Origin of the sequence: Dickeya lacustris (genome assembly GCF_029635795.1) — a bacterium.
Lineage (GTDB): Bacteria > Pseudomonadota > Gammaproteobacteria > Enterobacterales > Enterobacteriaceae > Dickeya > Dickeya lacustris.
Map to the genome: position 1 here is coordinate 1,875,256 of NZ_CP114280.1, position 18,274 is coordinate 1,893,529.

Annotated in this window: 18 protein-coding genes, 2 tRNA genes and 1 pseudogene; 4 read left to right on the top strand and 17 right to left on the bottom strand. The window is 49.1% G+C overall.

The genetic code is table 11. From position 1 onward, the window contains the following. Positions 1-7: 7 nt before the first annotated feature. The 9 genes and pseudogenes from nusA to rlmE form a co-directional block, all read right to left on the bottom strand. A complete protein-coding gene (gene nusA, locus O1Q98_RS08445) occupies positions 8-1,495 on the bottom strand; it encodes a transcription termination factor NusA (protein WP_125258261.1) in 1,488 nt (495 codons plus the stop codon). Positions 1,496-1,516: 21 nt separating this feature from the next. Continuing rightward, positions 1,517-1,969 carry a ribosome maturation factor RimP gene (rimP, locus tag O1Q98_RS08450; protein WP_164512949.1) on the bottom strand — a complete coding sequence of 151 codons (453 nt, stop codon included), beginning with the start codon at positions 1,967-1,969 and terminating at the stop codon, positions 1,517-1,519. Between the two features lie 220 nt (positions 1,970-2,189). Then, positions 2,190-2,266: transfer RNA gene (locus O1Q98_RS08455), tRNA-Met, on the bottom strand. Between the two features lie 59 nt (positions 2,267-2,325). Continuing rightward, positions 2,326-2,412 (bottom strand) — tRNA-Leu (locus tag O1Q98_RS08460). A 55-nt stretch (positions 2,413-2,467) separates the two neighbouring features. Further along, a complete protein-coding gene (secG, locus tag O1Q98_RS08465; RefSeq protein ID WP_035339794.1) occupies positions 2,468-2,803 on the bottom strand; it encodes a preprotein translocase subunit SecG in 336 nt (111 codons plus the stop codon). Between the two features lie 292 nt (positions 2,804-3,095). After that, positions 3,096-4,432, bottom strand: a pseudogene (glmM, locus tag O1Q98_RS08470) (phosphoglucosamine mutase). A 9-nt stretch (positions 4,433-4,441) separates the two neighbouring features. Further along, positions 4,442-5,275, bottom strand: a complete 834-nt coding sequence (gene folP, locus O1Q98_RS08475) for a dihydropteroate synthase (protein ID WP_125258258.1) — start codon at positions 5,273-5,275, stop codon at positions 4,442-4,444. Positions 5,276-5,400: 125 nt separating this feature from the next. Then, positions 5,401-7,347, bottom strand: coding sequence for an ATP-dependent zinc metalloprotease FtsH (ftsH, locus tag O1Q98_RS08480; protein WP_125258257.1), 1,947 nt, complete (start codon positions 7,345-7,347; stop codon positions 5,401-5,403). 56 nt (positions 7,348-7,403) lie between these two features. After that, positions 7,404-8,033, bottom strand: a complete 630-nt coding sequence (gene rlmE / locus O1Q98_RS08485; RefSeq protein ID WP_125258256.1) for a 23S rRNA (uridine(2552)-2'-O)-methyltransferase RlmE — start codon at positions 8,031-8,033, stop codon at positions 7,404-7,406. A 273-nt stretch (positions 8,034-8,306) separates the two neighbouring features. Here rlmE and yhbY point away from each other — a divergent pair, with 273 nt between their 5' ends. Continuing rightward, entirely contained in the window at positions 8,307-8,600 is a 294-nt protein-coding gene (gene yhbY / locus O1Q98_RS08490) for a ribosome assembly RNA-binding protein YhbY (protein ID WP_012771131.1), read from the top strand. Positions 8,601-8,725: 125 nt separating this feature from the next. Here yhbY and greA read toward each other — a convergent pair whose 3' ends face one another. Next, positions 8,726-9,202: a transcription elongation factor GreA gene (gene greA, locus O1Q98_RS08495; RefSeq protein ID WP_125258255.1), complete on the bottom strand. Its 477-nt coding sequence runs from the start codon at positions 9,200-9,202 to the stop codon at positions 8,726-8,728. 263 nt (positions 9,203-9,465) lie between these two features. Here greA and dacB point away from each other — a divergent pair, with 263 nt between their 5' ends. Beyond that, positions 9,466-10,899 (top strand): serine-type D-Ala-D-Ala carboxypeptidase, encoded by a 1,434-nt coding sequence (gene dacB / locus O1Q98_RS08500; protein WP_125258254.1) that lies wholly within the window; start codon positions 9,466-9,468, stop codon positions 10,897-10,899. 127 nt (positions 10,900-11,026) lie between these two features. Here the strand turns inward: dacB and cgtA are convergent, their stop codons facing one another. From cgtA to rplU, 4 genes are all read right to left on the bottom strand, one after another. Then, the gene (cgtA, locus tag O1Q98_RS08505; RefSeq protein WP_125258253.1) at positions 11,027-12,202 is read right to left on the bottom strand and encodes an Obg family GTPase CgtA; all 1,176 of its coding nucleotides are present in this window, start codon (positions 12,200-12,202) and stop codon (positions 11,027-11,029) included. A 267-nt stretch (positions 12,203-12,469) separates the two neighbouring features. Beyond that, positions 12,470-13,414 carry a DMT family transporter gene (locus O1Q98_RS08510; protein WP_125258252.1) on the bottom strand — a complete coding sequence of 315 codons (945 nt, stop codon included), beginning with the start codon at positions 13,412-13,414 and terminating at the stop codon, positions 12,470-12,472. A 103-nt stretch (positions 13,415-13,517) separates the two neighbouring features. Then, positions 13,518-13,775 (bottom strand): 50S ribosomal protein L27, encoded by a 258-nt coding sequence (rpmA, locus tag O1Q98_RS08515; protein ID WP_125258251.1) that lies wholly within the window; start codon positions 13,773-13,775, stop codon positions 13,518-13,520. A 19-nt stretch (positions 13,776-13,794) separates the two neighbouring features. Beyond that, the gene (rplU, locus tag O1Q98_RS08520) at positions 13,795-14,106 is read right to left on the bottom strand and encodes a 50S ribosomal protein L21 (RefSeq protein WP_125258250.1); all 312 of its coding nucleotides are present in this window, start codon (positions 14,104-14,106) and stop codon (positions 13,795-13,797) included. A 259-nt stretch (positions 14,107-14,365) separates the two neighbouring features. On the opposite strand from rplU, the gene ispB reads away from it, so the two are divergent. Continuing rightward, a complete protein-coding gene (gene ispB / locus O1Q98_RS08525) occupies positions 14,366-15,337 on the top strand; it encodes an octaprenyl diphosphate synthase (protein ID WP_125258249.1) in 972 nt (323 codons plus the stop codon). A 9-nt stretch (positions 15,338-15,346) separates the two neighbouring features. On the opposite strand, the gene O1Q98_RS08530 is transcribed toward ispB, so the two are convergent. Both O1Q98_RS08530 and O1Q98_RS08535 read right to left on the bottom strand, forming a co-directional pair. Then, positions 15,347-15,766, bottom strand: a complete 420-nt coding sequence (locus O1Q98_RS08530) for a DNA-binding protein (RefSeq protein WP_125258289.1) — start codon at positions 15,764-15,766, stop codon at positions 15,347-15,349. 315 nt (positions 15,767-16,081) lie between these two features. Further along, positions 16,082-16,468 carry a DNA-binding protein gene (locus tag O1Q98_RS08535; RefSeq protein WP_125258248.1) on the bottom strand — a complete coding sequence of 129 codons (387 nt, stop codon included), beginning with the start codon at positions 16,466-16,468 and terminating at the stop codon, positions 16,082-16,084. A gap of 188 nt (positions 16,469-16,656) precedes the next feature. On the opposite strand from O1Q98_RS08535, the gene O1Q98_RS08540 reads away from it, so the two are divergent. After that, positions 16,657-16,926 (top strand): helix-turn-helix domain-containing protein, encoded by a 270-nt coding sequence (locus O1Q98_RS08540; RefSeq protein ID WP_125258247.1) that lies wholly within the window; start codon positions 16,657-16,659, stop codon positions 16,924-16,926. A gap of 70 nt (positions 16,927-16,996) precedes the next feature. Here the strand turns inward: O1Q98_RS08540 and mdh are convergent, their stop codons facing one another. Continuing rightward, the gene (gene mdh / locus O1Q98_RS08545; RefSeq protein ID WP_125258246.1) at positions 16,997-17,935 is read right to left on the bottom strand and encodes a malate dehydrogenase; all 939 of its coding nucleotides are present in this window, start codon (positions 17,933-17,935) and stop codon (positions 16,997-16,999) included. Between the last annotated feature and the right edge of the window lie 339 nt (positions 17,936-18,274).

Here is an 18,274-nt window from a genome sequence, read left to right on the forward strand (position 1 = left end):
CAGTTCGTTATTCATTGCCACCAAACCAACAGATATTACGTGCAGCCATAATCAGCTCACCGGCTTTCTCTTCATCAAGCTCTTCAATATCGGTCAGGTCGTCGACGCCCTGCTCCGCAAGATCTTCCAGCGTACACACACCACGGGCAGCCAGTTTAAACGCCATTTCGCGTGAGAGCGATGGTAAATTCAGCAAATCTTCTGCTGGCTGGCCGCCGCCACGATTTTCTTCGTTAGCCAGCGCGAGTGTCGTCAGTGCGGCTTTAGCACGTTCACGTAATGCTTCAATGGTGTCTTCATCAAGGCCGTCAATTTCCTGGAGCTCGTGCATCGGCACATAAGCCAGTTCTTCCAGCGATGAGAAACCCTCTTCAACCAGTACGGTGGCAAACTCTTCGTCAACGTCAAGATACTTGGTAAAGACGTCAATCGCCGCATGGGCTTCTGCCTGATGTTTCGCCTGCAAATCTTCAATGGTCATCACATTCAATTCCCAGCCACTGAGCTGAGATGCCAACCGAACGTTTTGACCGTTGCGCCCAATTGCCTGTGCGAGATTTCCAGCCTCAACAGCAATATCCATGGTGTGTTTATCTTCATCCACCACGATAGAAGCCACATCCGCAGGAGCCATTGCGTTGATAACAAACTGTGCCGGATTATCATCCCACAGCACAATATCAATACGTTCGCCGCCCAATTCGCTAGAGACAGCCTGAACACGCGCACCGCGCATCCCTACACATGCCCCTACTGGGTCAATACGCTTATCATTTGTTTTTACAGCGATTTTAGCTCGCGAGCCGGGATCACGCGCAGCAGCTTTAATTTCAATCACTTCTTCGCCAATTTCCGGCACTTCAATGCGGAACAGTTCGATGAGCATTTCAGGACGAGAACGGCTGACAAACAGCTGTGCTCCGCGAGCTTCCGGGCGCACGGCATACAACACACCACGGATACGATCGCCTGGACGGAAATTTTCACGCGGCAGCATGTCTTCACGACCAATCACAGCCTCAGCATTACTGCCCAGATCCAGAGTGATATTATCGCGATTTACTTTCTTAACGACACCGGTAACTATCTCGCCTTCCTGCTCGCGGAACTGATCCACCACCATAGCGCGTTCGGCTTCACGAACCTTTTGGACGATAACTTGCTTGGCCGTTTGAGTTGTGATGCGGTCAAAGGTGACAGATTCAATTTGATCTTCAATATAACCGCCAAGATCTATCGAAGGCTCTTCAAATTGTGCCGCTTCCAGCGTTATTTCACGCGTTGGCTGCGTCACTTCATTCACAACCACCCAACGACGGAAGGTATCAAAATCGCCGGTTTTGCGGTCAATACAAACGCGCACGTCGATTTCTTGTTCATATTTTTTCTTTGTTGCTGTCGCCAGCGCCGTTTCTAGCGCTTCAAAAATTTTCTCACGCGGTACAGCCTTTTCATTGGAAACCGCTTCAACAACAGCCAGAATCTCTTTATTCATCCTAGTTGCCTCATCCAAACTTTAAAAGTGGGGTACCAGATTCGCTTTCTGGATGTTGCTCAGCGCGAACACTTCATCTTTGCCTTCAACATTGACAGTAATCATCTCGCCTTCAACAGATTTGATGATGCCCTGCCACTTGCGACGATTCTGAACCGCCATACGCAACACCAGGCTAACCTCTTCGTTGAGGAAACGCTCATAATGCGCTGCCGTAAAAAGAGGACGATCCAAACCAGGCGATGACACTTCCAGGTGATAGGCAACGGATATAGGATCTTCGACATCCAACACCGCACTGACCTGGTGGCTAACATCAGCACAATCATCAACAGTGATACCATCTTCACTATCAATATAGATACGCAGTGTAGACTGGCGTCCCCGGATGAACTCAATCCCCACCAGTTCATAGCCAAGGGCTTCAACAGGTGCCGAAATCATCTCTGTTAACTTTTGCTCTAATGTGGACAAGCCCACCCCCAAGACATAAAAAAAGGGCCTAATAGCCCAGTCATTCTGTTGTCAGATAACAAAAAACCCCGAGATATCGGGGCTTTATGCAACTGGACCCTGTTTACCGCACTCTGCTGCGGCGTAACTTACCATGAAATATTCTTTCAAAATCCACTGTATTGAGCGAAGACAATGCGAAACAGTTTATTTGAAAAAAAACTTTTTCTGGGAAGTTAAGTGGTTGCGGGGGCCGGATTTGAACCGACGACCTTCGGGTTATGAGCCCGACGAGCTACCAAGCTGCTCCACCCCGCGTCCGAAAACGTGGCAAATACTACGCTGACAACCGCTAAATTGCAAGTTATCTATAGGATTGGTACCGAGGACGGGACTTGAACCCGTAAGCCCAATCGGGCACTACCACCTCAAGGTAGCGTGTCTACCAATTCCACCACCTCGGCATCACAATTTGCTTTTACCAGCAGCATGGTGGCACTGCTGGTAAGACGTCAGCGATTATTTAGGAATATCGCTTGACGGTGCAGCTGGCGCTTTAGTTTGCTCGGCTTTCGCCGGCGCAGCTGGCTGATTCAGGTTTTCCCACTCACTGCTTTTTTTGCCGTGGCCGGAACTCATGTTGCCAAGAATCAGACTGAGTACGAAAAACAGCGTGGCAAACAGCGCCGTCATTCGGGTCATAAAGTTGCCTGAACCACTAGAACCAAACAGCGTAGCGGAAGCTCCGGCTCCGAACGACGCGCCCATATCTGCACCTTTACCTTGCTGTAGCATAATGAGGCCGACAAGCCCGATTGCTGACAACAGGAAAATAACCAGAAGAGCTTCGTACATAGTTGTACCCGTTATTCGCCTCACATGAAATTAAGTGAGGTATCAATAAGTTTTTCGTTTACCCGCGATTGATTGAGCAGGATTAACAACATCCTCTACAAAGCGGGTCTGAATACTAACTAAAGCCTCAGCAGTGCGCAAGGGTAATTTCTATCAATAGAATCAATTGCAGAAAAAACCGCCACAAAGAGTAAAAACAATACGACTGACAACCAAGCACGCCACGTTCGCTGATGGCAAAAGTCAGGCACAGAAGATAATTTACATCTATTCTGTGCCTGAATGACACTTATCAGGCTGCTTTGACTGCATCGGCAATGCGATGCGCCATCTGCGTCACCATGGTTTCTTCTTCGCCTTCAACCATAACGCGAATTAGCGGCTCAGTACCCGATTTACGCAATAGTACACGACCACGGCCAGATAATTGCTCCTCAACCAGACGTGTGGCCTGTATGACTTGCTCATTTTCCAGTGGATTACCGTCACCAGTAAAACGCACATTCACCAGAACCTGCGGGAATAATTTCATTCCACTGCACAAGTCATGCAAACTCATGTGATTACGTACGATTGCGGTCAATACTTGCAATGCGGCAATAATCCCATCGCCGGTGGTGGTTTTATCCAGCAAAATGACGTGCCCTGAGTTCTCAGCACCAATCCGCCAGCCTTTTGATTGCATCATTTCAAGCACATAGCGGTCCCCCACCTTGGCTCTTGCAAACGGGATGCCCAACTGTTTTAGCGCCACTTCGAGACCCATATTACTCATCAGCGTGCCAACCGCACCGCCGCGTAGCTGGCCTTGACGCAGAGCTTCTCTGGCAATGATATAAAGGATTTGGTCGCCATCGACTTTATTACCGAGGTGATCCACCATCATGAGGCGATCGCCATCACCATCAAATGCCAATCCGATATCCGCTTTTTCCGCCAGTACCCGAGCCTGAAGTTGGGTGACATCGGTCGCACCACATTGCTCGTTAATATTCATGCCATCGGGCTCACAACCAATAGCAATTACTTTCGCGCCAAGCTCGCGCAATACGCTCGGAGCAATGTGATAGGTCGCGCCATTCGCACAATCTACAACAATCTTTAAGCCATTCAGACTTAGCTCGCTGGGGAATGTACCCTTACAAAACTCAATATAGCGGCCAGCAGCGTCAACAATGCGGTTGGCTTTACCCAGCTCTGCGGACTCAACACACGTCAATGGTTTCTCCATCTCCGCTTCTATTGCTTCCTCTACATCATCCGGCAGCTTCGTTCCATCAATAGAAAAGAACTTAATCCCGTTATCATCATAAGGATTATGTGATGCAGAGATGACAATACCCGCTTCTGCGCGGAAAGTGCGCGTCAGGTACGCCACAGCAGGAGTGGGCATCGGCCCAGTAAAAGAGGCGGATAATCCGGCAGCAGCAAGGCCCGCCTCTAAGGCTGACTCCAGCATATAGCCGGAAATACGGGTATCTTTGCCAATAATTATCTTGCGCGATCCATGCCGAGCTAACACCTTTCCAGCAGCCCAGCCCACAATTTTAAGACAAAATCAGGAGTGATAGGCAGGTCGCCGACTTTGCCTCGAATACCATCAGTACCAAAATATTTGCGACTGCTCATAATCTGTTGTTATTCCTTCTCTGAAAGCGTTGCTTCAACGACACGTATTGCATCAACGGTCGCTTTGACATCATGAACCCGAATAATGTGGGCTCCTTGCATCGCGGCAATAACCGCACATGCGACACTCCCATGCACACGCTCAAGCGGTGGGACACCCAAGAGTTGCCCAATCATCGATTTTCTCGACATCCCAACCAGTAGAGGCAAACCAAACCGATGTAGTGTATCCAGATGCGCCAAAAGACGGTAATTATGCTGCAAATTCTTACCGAAACCGAAGCCGGGATCGAGTAACAGCCGCTCGCGGGCAATACCTGCCATGACACAACGCTCAATATGATGCTCAAAAAACATCGCAACCTCACCCACCACATCATCATAATGCGGTGTGTGCTGCATGGTTTTGGGTATACCTTGCATGTGCATCAAACAAACGGGTAAGCCAGTCGCAGCGGCAGCGTCAAGCGCCCCCGGCTCGCCCAAGGCACGGATGTCATTAATGAGATGAGCCCCCGCCTCAGCGCAAGCGGTTATCACCTCGGGCTTGGATGTATCAACGGAAATCCAGGTCTCGAAACGCTGTGCCAACGCTTCCACCACCGGAACAACGCGATCCAGTTCCTCTTGAGTGCTGACTTCATCGGCACCGGGCCTCGTGGACTCGCCACCCACATCGATGAAGGTCGCACCAGCCGTAATCATGTGTTCTGCATAAATCAGCGCTGAATTCAACGTATTATGTTTACCACCATCAGAGAAAGAATCTGGAGTAACATTCAATATTCCCATCACCTGGGGGCAAGAGAGATCCAACACCTCACCGCGTACATTGAGCTTCATTTTTACCTCTCACGCTGTTACGTGCTATCTATCGGGGTTCATCAGTAAAAAACCCCGGCAAGCCGGGGTTTTAGAGAGATGACGACACGACCACTGCGTACGCCATGCAACGACTGATTACACCGTTATTTATCGTTCAACGGGCCAGATACCGAATTATCAGATGCTGGCGTCGTCGGTTCATCTGCCGTCAACGGTGATTTGGGCGCGCCCCCACCGTCTGACGACGACGTGTTACCGCCGCCAGCCGCAGGCTCTTCCCAGCCAGCCGGCGGGCGTACATCTTTTCGCGCCATCAGATCATCAATCTGAGGTGCATCGATTGTTTCGTATTTCATCAATGCATCTTTCATCGAATGCAGAATGTCCATATTGGACATCAGCAACTCTCGGGCACGTAAATAATTACGTTCGATAAGCGCTTTCACTTCCTGATCGATGATACGCGCTGTTTCATCAGACATATGCTTGGCTTTCGCAACAGAACGGCCAAGAAAGACTTCGCCTTCCTCTTCAGCATACAGTAGTGGCCCCAGTTTTTCCGAGAACCCCCACTGAGTTACCATGTTGCGAGCAATAGACGTCGCCACTTTAATATCATTCGATGCCCCTGTAGAAACATGCTCTGGGCCATAAATGATCTCTTCAGCAAGACGACCACCATAAAGCGTAGAGATTTGACTTTCCAGTTTCTGACGGCTGGCGCTGATAGCATCACCTTCTGGCAAAAAGAATGTTACCCCTAAGGCACGGCCACGAGGAATAATCGTCACCTTATGCACAGGGTCGTGTTCCGGCACCAGGCGGCCAATAATCGCGTGACCGGCTTCATGGTAAGCAGTGGATTCTTTCTGAGCCTCAGTCATCACCATAGACCGGCGCTCTGCGCCCATCATGATTTTGTCTTTTGCTTTTTCGAACTCAACCATGGACACAACACGCTTATTACCACGCGCAGCGAACAATGCAGCTTCGTTGACCAGGTTAGCGAGATCGGCACCTGAGAAACCAGGCGTACCACGCGCAATCACCGATGCATCAATATCCGGTGATAAGGGTACTCGGCGCATATGCACTTTAAGAATCTGCTCACGCCCGCGCACATCGGGCAACCCGACAACAACCTGACGGTCAAAACGACCGGGGCGCAGCAACGCAGGGTCAAGCACATCAGGACGGTTAGTTGCAGCAATGACGATAATGCCTTCATTGCCCTCGAAACCATCCATCTCAACCAACATTTGGTTAAGTGTTTGCTCACGTTCGTCATGCCCGCCGCCAAGACCTGCGCCGCGCTGACGACCAACAGCATCGATTTCATCGATAAATATGATGCAGGGGGCAGCTTTCTTGGCCTGCTCAAACATATCACGTACACGTGATGCACCGACACCCACAAACATTTCAACAAAATCAGAGCCCGAGATGGTAAAGAAAGGAACCTTTGCTTCACCCGCAATAGCTTTCGCCAACAGGGTTTTACCGGTTCCTGGCGGGCCAACCATCAGCACGCCTTTGGGAATTTTCCCACCGAGCTTCTGGAAACGGCTTGGCTCTCGCAGATACTCGACCAATTCAGCCACTTCTTCCTTCGCCTCATCACATCCGGCAACATCAGAGAACGTGGTTTTAATTTGGTCTTCTGTCAGCATGCGGGCTTTGCTTTTACCAAAAGACATTGCACCTTTGCCGCCTCCGCCTTGCATCTGGCGCATGAAGAAAATCCAGACACCAATCAACAGCAGCATTGGGAACCAGGAAATGAAGATCGACGCCAACAGGCTTGGTTCTTCTGGTGGTTCACCGACCACTTTCACGTTTTTGGTCAGGAGGTTATCCAGCAATTTTGGATCGTTGACAGGGATGTATGTGGTGTAGCGACTGCTGTCTTTTTTGACAACGTTAATTTCGCGCCCGTTGATGCGTGCTTCCCGGACCTGATCCTGATTCACTTCAGTCAGAAAGGTTGAATAATCCACCCTACGGCCATTCGACTCGCTGGGCCCAAAGCTCTGGAATACCGACATCAGCACCACCGCGATGACTAACCAGAGAATCAGGTTTTTCGCCATGTCACTCAAGGGATTAACCTCATATTACAACTGTATTAAAAAATAGCGTCAGATTACTACAGTTTACGACCTGTCGCTACAATGTACACCTCACGGGAACGAGCACGTGAAGCATCTGGCTTACGAATCTTAACCGTCGTGAACAGGGAGCGAATCTCGCGCAGGTACTCATCGAATCCTCCGCCCTGAAAGACTTTCACAACAAAACTGCCACCCGGAGCCAACACATCCCGGCACATTTCCAGCGCAAGTTCCACCAGATACATAGCACGAGGAATATCAACGGCCGGGGTACCACTCATGTTCGGGGCCATGTCTGACATCACCACCTGAACCTTTTGGTCTCCCACCCTTTCCATCAGGGTTTTGAGCACTAATTCATCACGAAAGTCGCCTTGAAGAAAATCGACACCAACAATTGGATCCATCGGTAAAAGATCGCATGCAATCACACGGCCTTTACCACCAATCTGACTGACGACATATTGTGACCAGCCGCCAGGTGCCGCTCCCAGATCAACCACGGTCATTCCGGGCTTAAACAGCTTGTCAGTTTGCTGTATTTCATCAAGTTTAAACCAAGCGCGCGAGCGAAGCCCTTTTTTCTGCGCTTGCTGTACGTATTTATCGCTAAAGTGTTCCTGCAACCAGCGGGTTGAGCTTCCAGAACGCTTTTTGTTAGCCATCGATTTTCCAACTATTATTGATTAAACCAGTTATTGTTTTGAAGCCGCTGTCATTCTGAATCCGTATTGTTTGAACCAGCGTTGCTTTAGGCAGTATCTATTTGTCTCGCTTTCTTACGAAAGCTTCTACGCGTCATGCAGTATCGGTTTGACGCAAGGTAAACACCACAGACAGCACCTCAATGATAGCCAATCATTATAGCCGGATTGGTGATAATCATGAGATGGCGGTAGAATGGTCTGTTTTCAATCCTAACCTAAGCAAAAAAGACGATGAATCTGAGTAACAAACAAAAACAACACCTGAAAGGCCTGGCCCACCCGTTAAAACCGGTTGTTATGCTCGGCAATAACGGCCTTACTGAAGGTGTCCTGGCTGAAATCGAGCAGGCACTAGAGCATCATGAGCTGATCAAGGTAAAAATTGCCACCGAAGATCGCGAAACAAAAGGGTTGATTGTCGATGCCATTCTGCGCGAAACCGGTGCCAGCAATGTTCAGGTCATTGGCCATACACTAGTACTCTATCGTGCGTCAAAAGAACGCAAGATTGTGTTGCCGCGTTAACATTTTCCAGTTCAGAGTACCTTGTTTCACCACAAGGTTCCATGACCCGCTGGTGAGAAAAAAGGCCGATATCGGCCTTTTTCTTTTCTTTACAATTTACCATCACGGCAGATTATCTAAATAAATCAAAGATACTCTACTTTCAGGATCTCATATTCTACAACGCCGCCGGGCGTGGTGATCGTGACGACATCATCTTCTTCTTTACCGATAAGACCACGTGCAATCGGTGAGTTAACCGAAATCAGATTTTGCTTAAAATCGGCTTCATCGTCACCCACGATGCGATAGGTTTGTTCTTCTTCGGTATCCAGATTCATGACCGTCACTGTCGCACCAAAAATAACGCGCCCATTGGCCGCCATTTTGGTGACATCAATGATCTGGGCGTTAGACAGCTTGGCTTCAATTTCCTGAATTCGGCCCTCGCAGAAACCTTGCTGCTCACGGGCGGCATGATATTCAGCGTTCTCTTTTAAATCGCCATGTTCACGCGCATCTGCGATAGCGGCAATGATCTCAGGGCGACGTACCATCTTCAGGTGTTCCAGTTCTTCGCGTAACTTTTCGGCACCGCGCAACGTCATCGGAAATTGTTTCATATTGTCACTACCTCTAAAAAATCCGTACGGCTCACATCACCGTCATCCTGATGCGGTAAAATCACCGACAGCAGAATCTCTCCATGCCAGTGCATTCTGACAATTTAAACAAAAATAGCCTAGCCCGGAATTTTTGTTCCAGACCAGACGCTTTTGCATTTTGATATGCATTTTACCCCAGAGTTCCGGCAGGGTCATCGTTTACTTTAGCCCTTGATGCGCCGTAGTATGACCACCTCATTTCCCGGTACTTAGTTGAGATTATGCGTTTTTTATCGATTCTGACTGGCTTTCTTTGTGCTGTCACGTTCAAGGTGGGCGCAGCCCCCATTGATGAATACACGAAATATTTGCCTGATGGCGCCAATCTGGCACTCATTGCGCAAAAAGTAGGGGCAACGACCCCTGCCGTTGACTATCACAGCCAGCAAATGGCGCTGCCAGCGAGTACGCAAAAAGTTATCACCGCACTGGCTGCGTTACTACAGCTAGGGCCGGATTATCGCTTTACCACCACAATGGAAAGCCATGGTGCGCTTTCAAACGGCGTATTACGCGGCAATTTAATTGTCCGGTTCAGCGGCGACCCGTCACTCAAACGTCAGCAAATTCGCAATATGGTGCAAGAGCTGAAAAAGCGAGGACTACGCGAAATTGGCGGTGATGTGGTTATCGATACCTCCGTTTTTGGCAGCCATGATAAAGCACCGGGATGGCCCTGGAACGACATGACGCAATGCTTTAGTGCGCCGCCGTCAGCAGCCATTGTCGATAAAAACTGTTTCTCTATCTCACTTTACAGCGCCGCCAAAGCGGGAGAAAACGCGTTTATTCGCGTAGCCTCTTACTACCCGGTTCATATGTTCAGCGAAGTGCGAACGCTGGCAAAGGGCTCGCCTGATGCCCAATATTGCGAGCTGGACGTCGTGCCAGGGGAGCTTAACCGTTTTACTGTTACCGGCTGTCTGACTCAGCGTGCAGAGCCGCTGCCCTTGGCATTTGCTATTCAGGATGGAGCCAGCTACGCAGCGGCGATTGTGAAAGATGAATTGCAGCAAGCGGAAATACATATCACCGGCAGCTTGCGTCGCCAATCCGTACCGAGTGCAGCAGGCACTGTATTAACACAGACACAATCGGAACCGTTGCATGATTTGCTGACCATCATGCTCAAAAAGTCAGACAACATGATCGCAGATACCGTATTTCGCACTATCGGTCATGAGCGCTTCAAAGTGCCGGGCACCTGGCGTGCGGGCTCCGATGCGGTACGCCAAATATTACGCCAGAAAGCAGGGATTGACCTTGGTAACACGATCATTGTGGATGGCTCCGGCTTATCGCGACATAACCTCATCGCTCCGGCCACAATGATGGAAGTGCTGCAATATATTGCTCAACATGACACAGAGCTTAACTATATCAAGATGCTGCCGCTGGCAGGCTATGACGGAACACTACGCTATCGCGGTGGTTTGCATGAGGCAGGACTAGACGGTAAGGTCTCCGCCAAAACGGGTGCCTTACAGGGGGTCTATAATTTGGCAGGATTTATTACCACAGCCAGCGGTCAACGTATGGCATTTGTACAATATCTGTCTGGTTATGCCGTACCGCCGGAAGATCAGAAAGAAAGACGCATTCCACTCGTGCGCTTCGAAACCCGCGTCTATAAAGATATCTATCAGAATAACTAGCAAAAATAAAAAATTCCCTTATCTGCAAAGCAGATAAGGGAAACATACACAACTAACAAGCAAATTTTTAGCTACACGGCACCATTGTGATAACGCCGGGGCCGAGAGTAACAATTAATGGCTTCCCTCAGCGCTGATAGACGATTTCAACCCCTTCATCATCATCTTCATCCCAGTCATCATCCCATTCTTCTTCCGCCTCAGCCTGAGCAACGGCAAGCTGTTCGCGATGATAATCGTCCCACATGAAGTCCACTTTTTCCGGCGCTTTGCTCTCGTGTTCTTGCATAGCCTTCGGTTGGGTATTCAGGAAACTCATCACATCCCAGCACAGTGCATTCACACCTTCACGGCTGGCCGCAGAGATCAGGTAATATTTGCCTTCCCAGCCTAATGCTGCGGCAATGTCTTTAGCACGTTTTTCCGCTTCGGCTCTATCAAGCAAATCAACTTTATTAAACACGAGCCAGCGTGGTTTTTCTGCAAGATCGGCGCTATAACGCTGCAACTCATTGACGATCACTTTCGCGTTCTCAATGGGATCAGACTCATCGATCGGTGCCAGATCGATAAGATGCAACAGCACCCGACAACGTTCGAGATGCTTCAGGAAGCGAATGCCAAGCCCTGCGCCTTCTGATGCCCCTTCAATAAGACCGGGAATGTCTGCCACCACAAAGCTCTGCTCACTATCCATACGCACAACGCCCAGACTTGGCACCAGTGTGGTAAAGGGGTAGTCAGCCACTTTGGGTTTGGCTGCTGATACCGCGCGGATAAAGGTTGATTTACCCGCGTTTGGCAATCCCAGCATGCCCACATCCGCTAACAGCAGCAATTCAAGCAATAGCTCACGTTCTTCGCCCGGCGTACCATTGGTTTTCTGCCTTGGCGCTCGGTTGACGGAAGATTTAAAACGCGTATTGCCGAGGCCATGCCAGCCGCCTTTCGCCACCATCAGTTGCTGTTGATTACGGGTCATATCCCCCAGCACTTCCCCCGTGCTTTTATCCAACACTCGGGTACCTACCGGCACTTTGATGGTAATGTCTTTGCCCCGCTTACCGGTGCAGTCGCGGCTTTGGCCATTCTGACCGCGTTCTGCGCGGAAAGATTTCTCAAAACGGTAATCAATCAGGGTATTAAGGTTTTCATCGGCCAGCAAATAGACGTCACCGCCGTCACCGCCGTCACCGCCATCCGGGCCACCGTTGGGTATATACTTTTCGCGACGGAAGCTGACACAGCCATTTCCACCGTCACCTGCCACCACCAGAATAGTGGCTTCATCTACAAACTTCATGAACTGTCTCCGCAAAAAACCAATAGAGAATGATCGACGCGTTTGAATAATTTATTGGTTCTCTTTGGCGCAACAACCTGAATTGATGACAGATAACCGTAGCATGTCATCTGCCATTGGAAAACCGACGCATCAGAACCGTTCTGATAAAAGGGCGCTGATTGTACCTGCTTGGCGCAAGGATTTCACCTGTATTAAAAATAATCAGCGCCAATTTTCTTTACCTGACCTCTTTTATAGCACGGGCACTTTTACTCTGAAACCGGATCACTTCGCGCTAAAAGCCCTTCGCCCAAAAGCAATAAGATGATGGCCTATTGCTGCAAACATCGCCCCCGCTACCACGACAAATGCGCCAACATAACCGAGGATATTCAGTGATGGTGCAGCGAATAACCCCGGCCAGGCTAATGACAGAAAATCGGAAAATAGCAATGTAAACAACGGTGTTAACGTAATAATGGTGCTGACCTGAGCTGCTTGCCAGCGAGCCATGGCCTCAGCTAAAGCGCCATATCCCACCAACGTATTGGCGCCACAAAATAGCAGGCAGGCCAGTTGCCAGCCAGATAGCTGCATCAATACCGCTGGTTTTGCTAGCGGTGTGATGAAAAGCACGCAAAGTGAGTAAAGTAAAAAGAGCAGTTGCTGTGAGGTAAGCCGACGTAGCAGCACCTTCTGCGCAACGCCGTAAGCGACCCATACCGTTGACGCACAGACGCCTAAAATAATGCCTAGCGTATAATCCGTCAGCCGGGTGAACAGTTCTGCCAGACTGTTGTTGAAAAACATCAGCAAACCAACAATCAGTATAACAGCGCCAATCACCTGATTCAGGCGCATTTTTTCTTTAAGAATCACGACGCTTGCGACCATCAAACCGACGGTTGAAAGCTGTCCGATAACCTGTGAGGCGGTTGGGCTAAGGTATTGCAACGATGAGCTGAATAGAACGAAGTTACCGAGCAGCCCGCCCGTTGCTATCAAAAGCAAAATCCACCAGCGCTGATGGTTAAATAAACGAGCGCGGGGTAATGCGCGTTTTCGGTAGAGAAACAAGCCCAGTCCAACCGAGGCGATTAAAAATCGGTACCAGACGATGGTATAAGGCTCCATCACCACCAGAACCTGTTTCATCGCAATTGGCAGCGCCCCCCAACATATCGCCGTGGTTAGCGCCAGACAAAATCCGATGCCAGCATTCTGTTTCATCACATCACCTGTATTGTCACTGACATATTTTATTGCACGGCTAAAACGTAAAAAGCCCTGCAACACGTTGCAGGGCTTTCGGGTTCAACCTGATACCGGAAAATTACTCAGCGATGATGCTGATGTATTTACGGTTGTTCGGGCCTTTAACTTCGAATTTCACTTTGCCGTTAGACAGAGCGAACAGGGTGTGGTCTTTACCACAACCTACGTTGCTGCCTGCGTGGAATTTAGTGCCACGCTGACGAACGATGATGCTGCCAGCCAGAACTGATTCACCGCCAAAGCGTTTCACACCAAGGCGTTTGCTTTCTGAGTCACGGCCGTTACGAGTTGAACCGCCAGCTTTTTTGTGTGCCATTAATCCGCTCTCCTAAAACTTAAGCGCTGATGCCAGTGATTTTCACGTCAGTGAACCACTGACGGTGGCCAGCCTGCTTACGGTAGTGTTTACGGCGACGAAACTTAACGATTTTAACTTTCTCGCCACGACCGTGAGCAACAACTTCAGCCTTGATTTTGCCGCCTTCGACGAAAGGAACGCCGATTTTGACATCATCACCATTGGCAACCATCAGAACCTGGTCAAACTCAACAGCTTCACCGGTTGCGATGTCCAGCTTTTCCAAGCGAACGGTCTGGCCTTCGCTTACTCGGTGTTGTTTACCACCACTTTGGAAAACTGCGTACATATAAAACTCCGCTTTCCGCGTGCTTTCATGAATGATTTGAAGCGCGCTATAAATATTCACAATAGGGCGCGAATTCTACGCAAAAAACCTACTGATGACAAGCCTAGAATCAATCAATGTGAAGAAAAAGGATACAACCCGTGAACTGTCGTTTATCTGTGTCATTTTTCAAGTACAATCCGGCCTTATGTTACCCTTTCAGTGCCGATACCATCACCATTTTCACGGCAGAAACACGAGCAATCAGCTGGCAGAAACAATGAATTTAGAGCAAATCACAGCGTTAAGCGCACAGGATATGGCCGCCGTCAACCAGACCATACTCGATCAGCTCAACTCCGATGTTGCACTGATCAATCAGTTAGGACATTACATTATCGGCGGTGGAGGCAAACGTATTCGGCCAATGATTGCGGTATTGGCCGCAAGAGCGCTGGATTATCAAGGCGATAAACACATTGCCGTGGCGGCATTAATCGAGTTCATCCATACGGCAACACTGTTACATGATGATGTTGTCGATGAATCCGACATGCGTCGAGGTAAAGCCACCGCTAATGCAGCATTCGGTAATGCAGCCAGTGTGCTGGTCGGTGACTTTATCTATACTCGCGCCTTTCAAATGATGACCAGCCTGTCATCACTTCCGGTGATGACAGTGATGTCTGATGCGGTAAACGTGATTGCCGAGGGCGAAGTGCTGCAGTTGATGAATTGCAACGACCCTGACATCACTGAAGAAAGCTATATGCGAGTTATCTATAGCAAAACCGCACGTCTGTTCGAAGCCGCGGCGCAAGCCTCTGCGATTTTAGCTGGCGCGTCCCCGGCACAAGAGACCGCGCTGCAAGAATATGGCCGTTATCTCGGCACCGCCTTCCAACTGATTGATGATTTGCTTGATTACAGTGCCGACGGCCAAACGTTGGGGAAAAATACCGGTGATGACCTCAATGAAGGCAAGCCAACGCTACCGCTGTTGCATGCCATGCATAACGGTAATGAGGAACAGCGCGCGATGATTCGTCAGGCTATCGAGCAAGGTAATGGCCGCCACCTTCTGGAGCCGGTTCTTACTGCAATGCACGCTTGTGGCTCTTTAGACTACACCCGCCAACGTGCCGAAGAGGAAGCCGACAAAGCGATTCACGCGTTGCAAAACTTGCCTGCCAGCGATTTTCGTACCGCGCTCGAAGGGCTGGCGCATCTCGCAGTGCAACGCGATTTCTGATCCTGCCGTTTAGCCGTTCTGCCCTGGCCTGTCATCCAGACGGGCCAGCACGCCTCTGGCACCTTCACGCAGAATGTGCCCAATCAATAAAGTACGCTCTTCGGCGGACAATTCGTGATAAAGCTGCAGCCAGGTATCTTCCTGCACCCGATTATCCCGTAGCGTGTACTCCTGCGCCGACAGCTCATACAGAGCGGGACGCGTGCGTAGGCTGATGCGTTGGCAACCGGCTACATGTCTACCTATCAATAACTCTCTGACGGCTTCAGGCAGACTCCAGATAGCATACTCAACGGCTTTTCCTCGCCCTCCCTTTCTTCGCCGCCTCTCCCAGCCATGCTCTCTGGCTTTTCTATTCAGCCCCTGACGTGTTCTCGGTAATCCTGCGACACCAAGGAGTTCATTCGTAGCAAACCATATTTTTTCCACCATCGTTCTCCCTTTCATGTTCATCCTGATATGAATACGCAACCATGTTACCAAAAAACGACGTTACGTTTCCATATAATTTAGACTAATTTTATCCGAACGACTAATTCGTAACGGTTAAATCAAGAACTAATATGGACAACGACAGACAGCCAATAGCTCAGACATGACGGAGCAAAGAAAATGTATGAAAATAGCGCATGAATGGAAAGCGCATAGACAGAAAGCACATGAACGGAAAGCATATGAAGGGAAAGCACATGAAGCCATTCCGCAACAAAAGTCGGGAATGGCTGGTGGGTTTAATAAGAGAATTTAATCAGAAAAATCTTTTATCAAAGAAGCGGTTGCCATATTGGCAAGCCCTAGCTGCTTCAGGGTAGAAGAGACGCCCTCACGCATGATATAGGCAATCAACTTCTCTCGTTCAGGCACAGAAAGCTGATGGTAAATCTGAATCCAGACCGACAGCATATCCGACGGTTTAGCCGAATATTCACCTGGAGTTTCCTGCATCAGCAGAGTTTGCTGAACAGTTTGAGGCAAGCTATGAATAGAATATTCTACTCCACGTCCTTGTACACCTTTGCGGCGACGCTTTTCCCAACCATCTTCTCGGGCTCGCTTATTCAATCCTTGCCGTGATTTAGGGAGTCCGCCAATACCAACCAACTCGCTGGTCGCAAACCACTCTTTTTTCATGTCCTTTTCATCCCGATAGTGATACTCGTTACCTAATCAGATCCATTTGGAAATTAATTTGGAAATATTAAGGAGCTTGGTGCTATATTATTTCCAAATAATGGTTCATGGTTAGCGAAACCATTCACCATTAGCTGTTAGTTATACCATTAATACGCTGTCGTCTTAATAGCAATAAGGGAAGGATTATGAATTCAAGGAAAAGTGACTGGCATTCCGCCGATATTATTGCGGCCTTAAGAAAGAAGGGGACAACACTTGCCGCTGTCTCGAGAGCTGCCGGACTCAGTTCTTCTACACTAGCAAACGCGCTATCACGCCCATGGCCAAAGGGCGAATGGTTGATAGCCAATGCATTAGGCATTCATCCATCAGAAATATGGCCCAGTCGTTATTACGACCCGGAGACACAAGAGCTACTTGATAGAAAAAAGTTGATCCGTCCCGCTGCCGAATAACCGCCGACAAAAAAGGCCGGATCATAGTCTCCGGCCTTAATTACACAGTGATTATTTGGTTAATTCACGATCACTTATTGACGAATTCTTCACCGAGCGCAATATCTTGCTTTAACGTATCCAGCATGCTGACCAATGCTTGCTGTTCAAACGCACTCAATGCGCCGATGTCTTTATGTTCTGCTATGCCATCTTTGCCTAACAATAAGGGTTGAGCGAAGAAACGTGCATATTTACCATCGCCCTCAACGTAAGCACACTCAACCACAGCGCTCTCACCCTGCAACGCACGCACCAAAGACAAGCCAAAACGCGCGGCAGCCTGGCCCATAGACAGCGTAGCAGAGCCGCCACCGGCTTTCGCTTCTACCACTTCTGTACCTGCATTTTGGATACGTTTGGTCAGATCAGCAGCTTCCTGTTCTGTAAAACTTACGCCCGGTATTTGCGACAGTAACGGCAGAATCGTAACACCAGAGTGACCACCGATCACCGGCACTTCGATATCCTGAGGTAACTTGCCTTTCAGTTCCGCAACAAACGTATTGGAACGAATAATGTCCAGCGTGGTGATACCAAACAACTTGTTCTTGTCATAGACCCCGGCCTGTTTTAGCACCTCTGCCGCAATAGCAACGGTGGTATTCACCGGATTCGTGATGATGCCAATGCAGGCTTTAGGGCAAGTGCGGGCAATTTGGGCAACCAAATTACGCACAATACCGGCATTCACATTAAATAGATCGGAACGGTCCATACCCGGCTTACGGGCAACTCCGGCAGACATGAGGACGATATCAGCACCTTCTAATGCTGGTGTGGCATCTTCACCACAAAAACCTTTTATCTTGACGTCAGTAGGGATATGGCTCAGGTCAACAGCGACACCGGGCGTAACAGGGGCAATATCATAAAGAGAGAGCTCTGAACCTGAAGGAAGCTGGGTTTTAAGGAGAAGAGCAAGGGCTTGACCAATACCGCCTGCGGCTCCGAGAACTGCTACTTTCATCCTAAACTCCTTTATTATGTTAAGTAAAAATTACCGTGGATGCGTTTAGTTAAAAACGTTTATGCTCGCGAGAGTGGCCTGAATGCAGACCGGTTTTTAGGGTGGCACTGCACAGGTACGCAGCGATAACGTACGCAGTGATGCATAATAGACTAACCATCTGTATGATTTCTTTAAGGTAATTAAAATAACAGACGATTGTATCCACCCTTGGCATAAGCCCACGACTGATTAACGGGTGTGTTACATTACACCGACCATCAGCCTCCAAACAACATCATTTTGATAACATTTATTTTACTTTTATGTGATTCACACCACATTTTTTGATACCCCGGT

Bases quoted from the DNA above. Each gene is read 5' to 3' on its own strand.
- cgtA (WP_125258253.1), bottom strand. From the start codon at position 12,202: ATGAAGTTTGTAGATGAAGCCACTATTCTGGTGGTGGCAGGTGACGGT.
- nusA (WP_125258261.1), bottom strand. From the start codon at position 1,495: ATGAATAAAGAGATTCTGGCTGTTGTTGAAGCGGTTTCCAATGAAAAG.
- yhbY (WP_012771131.1), top strand. From the start codon at position 8,307: ATGAATCTGAGTAACAAACAAAAACAACACCTGAAAGGCCTGGCCCAC.
- secG (WP_035339794.1), bottom strand. From the start codon at position 2,803: ATGTACGAAGCTCTTCTGGTTATTTTCCTGTTGTCAGCAATCGGGCTT.
- ftsH (WP_125258257.1), bottom strand. From the start codon at position 7,347: ATGGCGAAAAACCTGATTCTCTGGTTAGTCATCGCGGTGGTGCTGATG.
- mdh (WP_125258246.1), bottom strand. From the start codon at position 17,935: ATGAAAGTAGCAGTTCTCGGAGCCGCAGGCGGTATTGGTCAAGCCCTT.
- O1Q98_RS08535 (WP_125258248.1), bottom strand. From the start codon at position 16,468: ATGAAAAAAGAGTGGTTTGCGACCAGCGAGTTGGTTGGTATTGGCGGA.
- rlmE (WP_125258256.1), bottom strand. From the start codon at position 8,033: ATGGCTAACAAAAAGCGTTCTGGAAGCTCAACCCGCTGGTTGCAGGAA.
- ispB (WP_125258249.1), top strand. From the start codon at position 14,366: ATGAATTTAGAGCAAATCACAGCGTTAAGCGCACAGGATATGGCCGCC.
- rpmA (WP_125258251.1), bottom strand. From the start codon at position 13,775: ATGGCACACAAAAAAGCTGGCGGTTCAACTCGTAACGGCCGTGACTCA.
- rplU (WP_125258250.1), bottom strand. From the start codon at position 14,106: ATGTACGCAGTTTTCCAAAGTGGTGGTAAACAACACCGAGTAAGCGAA.
- O1Q98_RS08510 (WP_125258252.1), bottom strand. From the start codon at position 13,414: ATGAAACAGAATGCTGGCATCGGATTTTGTCTGGCGCTAACCACGGCG.
- dacB (WP_125258254.1), top strand. From the start codon at position 9,466: ATGCGTTTTTTATCGATTCTGACTGGCTTTCTTTGTGCTGTCACGTTC.
- O1Q98_RS08540 (WP_125258247.1), top strand. From the start codon at position 16,657: ATGAATTCAAGGAAAAGTGACTGGCATTCCGCCGATATTATTGCGGCC.
- folP (WP_125258258.1), bottom strand. From the start codon at position 5,275: ATGAAGCTCAATGTACGCGGTGAGGTGTTGGATCTCTCTTGCCCCCAG.
- greA (WP_125258255.1), bottom strand. From the start codon at position 9,202: ATGAAACAATTTCCGATGACGTTGCGCGGTGCCGAAAAGTTACGCGAA.